Annotated in this window: 4 protein-coding genes and 1 pseudogene; 4 read left to right on the plus strand and 1 reads right to left on the minus strand. The window is 59.3% G+C overall.

The features are described 5' to 3' along the window. Nucleotides 1-103 precede the first annotated feature (103 nt). Entirely contained in the window at nt 104-1465 is a 1362-nt protein-coding gene (locus AC5SSZ_RS13870) for an ISKra4 family transposase (protein ID WP_040182552.1), read from the minus strand. A 232-nt stretch (nt 1466-1697) separates the two neighbouring features. Between AC5SSZ_RS13870 and AC5SSZ_RS13875 the strand changes: the two genes are divergently transcribed. The 4 genes and pseudogenes from AC5SSZ_RS13875 (at nt 1698) to AC5SSZ_RS13890 (ending at nt 6605) form a co-directional block, all read left to right on the plus strand. Further along, complete coding sequence (locus AC5SSZ_RS13875; protein ID WP_495438380.1) at nt 1698-3155, plus strand: transposase; 1458 nt, start codon at nt 1698-1700, stop codon at nt 3153-3155. Nucleotides 3156-3177: 22 nt separating this feature from the next. Beyond that, nucleotides 3178-4539: an ISKra4 family transposase gene (locus AC5SSZ_RS13880; RefSeq protein WP_027246198.1), complete on the plus strand. Its 1362-nt coding sequence runs from the start codon at nt 3178-3180 to the stop codon at nt 4537-4539. A 27-nt stretch (nt 4540-4566) separates the two neighbouring features. After that, nucleotides 4567-5169: pseudogene (locus AC5SSZ_RS13885) on the plus strand (lytic transglycosylase domain-containing protein); the annotation flags it as partial. Nucleotides 5170-5253: 84 nt separating this feature from the next. Then, nucleotides 5254-6605, plus strand: a protein-coding gene (locus AC5SSZ_RS13890) for an IS3 family transposase (protein ID WP_154665125.1) whose coding sequence is annotated in 2 segments (ribosomal slippage) — nt 5254-5590 and nt 5590-6605 — 1353 coding nt in all. Because the reading frame shifts where the segments join, the coding sequence is not laid out codon by codon here. Nucleotides 6606-6677: the final 72 nt, after the last annotated feature.

Raw genomic sequence — 6677 nt, forward strand, 5'->3', positions numbered from 1 at the left:
CAACGGCTGAGCTTTGCCCTTAAATATGAGATTTTGCCTTTAATTCTGATATTTTTGCCCTTAAACCTGAGACAGGGTTCAGGGAGTGGACAAAACATGGGGGTCATGCGGCGCGTTTTCTGTTTGCGACGGTCAGCCGACCATCGAGAACTGCGGCCCTTGTGACGGCTACTCGGTGAGCCCCTTTGGGCGACCACCGCATCCTTCTGCGCTTTCCCATGCGGGCATTGGCAATGTCATCGACTGATCCTTCGGCACGAGATGACGAGATGGGCAGCCCGTTACGGTACCGTCGGCCATAGTCGACAAGGGATTCCATGTTGTTCGCGAGATAGGTGTACAGTGTCCCGCATCGGGCCTGCACACGAGCGGCAGCGGTGCGGACAGCCAAAGGTTCTTCCGCAAGGCGGGTGCAATCGTGCATGAGCCCTTTCAGATAAGTTTCCGCGACCCGTGCTCTGCCATGCCACAGCCACCAGCGAAGGCTTTTCGCGGGGCGCTGGAACAGCACCGGAATTCCAGTGAATCCCGGTATCTGGACCAGACCCTGAACGGCGGCCTCGACATGTCGAATACGCATCGAGATGTGCCACCAGTCGAGGATATGCTTCACCTGGCCGTCGCCACCCATGGCATTCCGTATGAGGTTCGGGAGAGCAAGCTCGCCATCAGAGATTACCGTCAACAGACGGCCCGGCTTCCATCCAAAGTCTGACAGCTCTTCTCGCATCCGGCTGCCTGGCGATGCCGTCGCATTGGCGACCAAGCCAAATCGTCGGCACATATTGCGACTTTCAATCTTACCGACCACAAGATCCAGGTGTCGCTGCTGATACTCCGGTCGACAGCGGATATGCGCACCGTCCAGAAAAACCGTCAAACCCCCTTTGGGAAGTGCTTCAGCGGGATCGCCTGATGCCCTTCGACTTTTCTCGAGCCCCGCGGCTACTCTTCCCAACCGGTCACGCACCGTGGTGTGATGGGGCGGATGGCAGGGGAGGAAGCTTTTCATCAGCCGCGCGGCTTCGCGAAAGGAATGCCGGGACCCGAGTTCCGCATGGAGCCGCTGCAGCTCCGGGGTAGCCCGGTCAGGAAAGAAATAGGCCAGCGGAGAAATAGGTCCGCCTGGCATCGCCGCTGACCTGGCATCACACGAACAGCGGCGCAAGCGCGCGGCTTTGACCCGAACCCGCCCAAAGAGCGTGTCGAGATCGCGCGTGCGATAGTCATGAATGGCACGAACCGAGGCGCAATCCGGGCATACGCGGCTTTCTCGGATGATTTCCTCAACCTGATCGCAAAGAATTGCCCGCTGAATCTGTTCGACAACCCTCTTCCCATCCTCGAGGCGCAACCCGATCCCGTCTGGACAGGTCACCCGGTAGGGTCGTGAAATGCCGTCAAGCTGATGAGTGCGCTTCTCCCCGTTGTCGAAGGTAGTTTCGATTGTAATCCGTACGTCCATGGCAGCCCCACACGCAAAGAACTCACCTTAGCACGGGCCGCAACGACGAAGATGACCCCCATGTTTTGTCCACTCCCAAGGCTTGGTGTCGCGTAGCCCTTAATTGTGAGATGAGAAATCCAACGAAATCAACGGCCTTGCTTTGCCCTTAAATATGATATTTTGCCTTTAAATCCGATATTTTTGCCCTTAAACCTGAGACAGGGTTCGCAGCTTCGTGTGGCAAATATTGATGGATGATGATCGCGAAGACTTCGTTGCCGCTGGTGCTGAGGAGGCGCGCAGGGCGGCCGTTCTGCGTCCGCTTGTTCAGGCATATCTCAAAGGAACTGGCAGTCTGGAAAGTGGCATCAATGACGCCGTTTGGGAGCTTGGTGTCAGCAGGGCGACTGTCTGGCGCTGGATAAAGCGTCTGGCCGAAGAGGGTGGGCGCACCAGCGCGCTGGCTTCTCGGAAACGGGGCCGCCCGACTGGTACAACCTTGATATCCGGCAAGGTGGAAGCGGTGATCGAAGAACATCTTCGCCGTTATTTCTTACGGCGGGAACGCCCAAGCCTGTCGCGCATCGTGACAGAAATCCGAAGCGCGTGCTGGCAGCAGGGCTTGCAACCGCCGACACGTCGGACGGTTCAGCGCAGGCTGGATGCAATGGATGCCCGTGAAATTGCCAAGGCACGCGAAGGCGCAAAGGCGGCCCGCCAGAAATTTGCGCCGGTCGTAGGCGACAACAAGGCAAACCGGCCACTGGAGGTCGTGCAAATCGACCATACGCCTGCGGACATCATTCTCGTCGACAGTTTTGAACGCAAACCAATTGGGCGGCCTTGGGTCACGCTGGCGATCGACGTCGCAACGCGGATGGTGACCGGATATTACACCTCTCTCGAGGCACCTTCGCGTCTGTCGGTGGCGCTTTGCCTGACACAGGCTGTGGCCCCCAAGGCGGAACTTCTGGCGGAATTGGTGCGCAATGTTCCTTGGCCCGCGCAGGGTAAACCGCATAGCATCCACGTCGATAACGGGCGCGATTTCCGGTCGCATGCCTTTCGGTCGGCATGTGCGGAATGGGGGATCGATCTGGTCTATCGGCCGCCAGGCAGTCCTCATTTCGGAGGGCACATCGAACGATTGATCGGCACGATGATGGGGGCCGTGCACCTGTTGCCTGGAACAACGCAATCCTCGGTCGTGGCCAAGGGCGACTATGACGCCGAGGGCATGGCCACGATGACCTTAAGCGACTTCGATCGCTGGTTTGCTCTGGAAATCTGCCGCTACAACAACAGCATTCATTCAAGTCTTGGCTGCACGCCCGTTGCCAAATGGGAGGCGCTCTCAGAGCAAATGATGGGCGATATCCCCTTCGAGATTGAAGCCTTTCGGGTGAGCTTTCTGCCAAGTGAACTGCGCAAGGTCAGGCGTGACGGCATCCATCTGTTCCAGATACGGTACTGGTCCGATGCGCTTGCAGGCCACATCGGGCGCGGGGATGGAAAGGTGGTCGTCCGCTACGACCCTCGCGACCTCTCGGTGATCTGGGTCGAACTGGATAATGACCGATACGTCGAAGCTCGGTACCGAAACCTGGAAATTCCGCCTGTGTCGCTCTGGGAATATCGCGAAGCCATGAGGAAGGGAGTGGACAGAACATGGGGGTCGTCGTCGGTGATCTGGCCTGTGCTAAGGTAAGCTCTTTGTATGGGGGGCTGCCATGGACGTACGGATTACAATCGAAACTACCTTCGACAACGGGGAGAAGCGCACTCATCAGCTTGACGGCATTTCTCGACCATACCGGGTGACCTGCCCAGACGGGATCGGGCTGCGCCTCGAGGATGGGAAAAGGATCCTCGAACAGATCCAGAGGGTAATCCTTTACGATCAGGTCGATGAGATCATTCGAGAAAGCCGCGTATGCCCGGATTGCGCCTCGGTTCGTGCCATTCATGACTATCGCACGCGCGATCTCGACACGCTCTTTGGGCGGGTTCGGGTCAAAGCCGCGCGCTTGCGCCGCTGTTCGTGTGATGCCAGGTCAGCGGCGATGCCCGGCGGACCTATTTCTCCGCTGGCCTATTTCTTTCCTGACCGGGCTACCCCGGAGCTGCAGCGGCTCCATGCGGAACTCGGGTCCCGGCATTCCTTTCGCGAAGCCGCGCGGCTGATGAAAAGCTTCCTCCCCTGCCATCCGCCCCATCACACCACGGTGCGTGACCGGTTGGGAAGAGTAGCCGCGGGGCTCGAGAAAAGTCGAAGGGCATCAGGCGATCCCGCTGAAGCACTTCCCAAAGGGGGTTTGACGGTTTTTCTGGACGGTGCGCATATCCGCTGTCGACCGGAGTATCAGCAGCGACACCTGGATCTTGTGGTCGGTAAGATTGAAAGTCGCAATATGTGCCGACGATTTGGCTTGGTCGCCAATGCGACGGCATCGCCAGGCAGCCGGATGCGAGAAGAGCTGTCAGACTTTGGATGGAAGCCGGGCCGTCTGTTGACGGTAATCTCTGATGGCGAGCTTGCTCTCCCGAACCTCATACGGAATGCCATGGGTGGCGACGGCCAGGTGAAGCATATCCTCGACTGGTGGCACATCTCGATGCGTATTCGACATGTCGAGGCCGCCGTTCAGGGTCTGGTCCAGATACCGGGATTCACTGGAATTCCGGTGCTGTTCCAGCGCCCCGCGAAAAGCCTTCGCTGGTGGCTGTGGCATGGCAGAGCACGGGTCGCGGAAACTTATCTGAAAGGGCTCATGCACGATTGCACCCGCCTTGCGGAAGAACCTTTGGCTGTCCGCACCGCTGCCGCTCGTGTGCAGGCCCGATGCGGGACACTGTACACCTATCTCGCGAACAACATGGAATCCCTTGTCGACTATGGCCGACGGTACCGTAACGGGCTGCCCATCTCGTCATCTCGTGCCGAAGGATCAGTCGATGACATTGCCAATGCCCGCATGGGAAAGCGCAGAAGGATGCGGTGGTCGCCCAAAGGGGCTCACCGAGTAGCCGTCACAAGGGCCGCAGTTCTCGATGGTCGGCTGACCGTCGCAAACAGAAAACGCGCCGCATGACCCCCATGTTCTGTCCACTCCCGCTTCGATATCCGCGCGCTTGAGGGCAATGCGGATTTCGGGGTGGCGGCTGTCTATCCCAATACCGACCCAAGCCCGATGAACAGCCGCCTCTTCGGCGAGGGCCGCGAGACGGTCGAGATGATGATCGTCGAGGTCGCCGGCGAGTTCGCAGGCGCCCCCGGCGTCGCCCGGGCCGGGCTCTCGGCCACCCAGTGGCGCTGCCTCTTCCAGGCCCTGATCAAGCAGGAGAGCCGCTTCAACGTCGCTGCCGAAAGCCCGGTCGGGGCCTATGGCCTCACCCAACTCATGCCCGGCACCGCTTCCGATCTCGGCGTCGACCGGTATGATGTGAAGGACAACCTCCGCGGCGGCGCGCGCTATATCACGACCCAGCTCAACCGTTTCGGCAATATCCCCCATGCGCTCGCGGCTTATAACGCGGGCCCTGGCCGGGTCATCGAATTTGGCGGCGTGCCGCCCTTCGCCGAGACCCAAGGCTACGTGCGCAACATCTCAAAGTTCTACAACGAATATCTGGCCGTGGTGGGGGGCGCCGACGCGCTTGGCACGCTCTCGCCCTCGGACTTTGCCCTCGCCGAATATGCCAGCATCTCCGAGGCGGGCGTTGTCTGACGTCAGCACCAATGGGACAGTTTAGGGTGATTTGATAAGAGAGGGTTTCTGGCTCATCGTAACCACCAAGGAGTGAAGATGAGACAGAAACCCGGAAGCAAGCAGAGCCACGGCGAGAAGATCATCAAAGACATCCGCCGGGTCACGCGCAAGCAATATTCTGCGGAAGAGAAGATCAGGATCGTTCTGGACGGCCTGAAGGGCGAGGACAGCATTGCCGAGCTGTGTCGACGTGAGGGTATTGCCCAGAGCCTCTATTACAGCTGGTCGAAGGAGTTCCTCGAAGCTGGGAAGAAGCGGCTGGCTGGGGACACAGCGCGTGCGGCGACGTCGAGCGAGGTCAAGGTTCTGCGCCGTGAGGCCCGTGATCTGAAGGAGGTCGTGGCAGAACAGGCGCTGGAGCTACGGCTGCTCAAAAAAAGCATGCTCGGGGATGGGGGCGACGACGAATGAGGTATCCCGCATCCGAGAAGCTGGAGATTATCCGGCTGGTCGAACAGTCCCATTTGCCGACCAAACGCACGCTGGACAAGCTGGGCATCCCCAGGACCACTTTCTATCGCTGGTATGACCGGTATCTGGCCGGTGGTCCCGAGGCGCTGGAAGACCGCCGCCCCAGGCCGTCGCGGGTCTGGAACCGCATTCCTGGGCCGGTTCGCGAGAAGATCAAGGATTTAGCCTTGCAGGAAAGTGACCTGTCCCCACGCGAGTTGGCCATACGCTTCACCGACACGGAAAAGTATTTTGTGTCAGAGGCTTCTGTGTATCGCATCCTCAAATCCTGCGATCTGATCACCAGCCCGGCCTATGTGGTTCTGTCGGCGGCCGATGAGTTCCGGGACAAGACGACCCGGCCGAACCAGCTGTGGCAGACCGACTTCACCTATCTCAAGGTTATCGGCTGGGGCTGGTTCTATCTCTCGACGATCCTCGACGACTTCAGCCGTTACATCATCGCCTGGAAGCTCTGCACGACGATGAAAGCGGGCGATGTGACCGACACCCTGGACCTGGCCCTACAAGCCTCAGGCTGTGACCAGGCGACGGTGCTGCACAAACCGCGACTGCTCAGTGACAATGGGGCGAGTTACATCTCGGGCGAACTGGCCGAATGGCTGGAAGATCGGCAGATGGATCACATCCGCGGCGCCCCGTACCACCCGCAAACCCAGGGCAAGATCGAGCGCTGGCATCAGACCCTGAAGAACCGCATCCTGCTGGAAAACTACTATCTGCCCGGCGATCTCAGGCAGAAGGTCGACGCCTTCGTCGAGCATTACAACCATCGGCGCTATCACGAGAGCCTGCAGAACCTCACCCCGGCCGACGTCTACTTCGGGCGCGGTCAGACCATCCTGCAACAGCGAGAAAGGATCAAACGAAAGACTATCGAAACCCGGCGCTTGCTTCACCGAAGATCCGCCGCATAATCAGACCAACCAGATGTGCCAGACCCTCTCTTAGATCAGGCCGCCAACTGGCCCAAAAACTCTGACGACGGA

It is taken from the genome of Phaeobacter sp. CC-HEC084 (assembly GCF_059429255.1).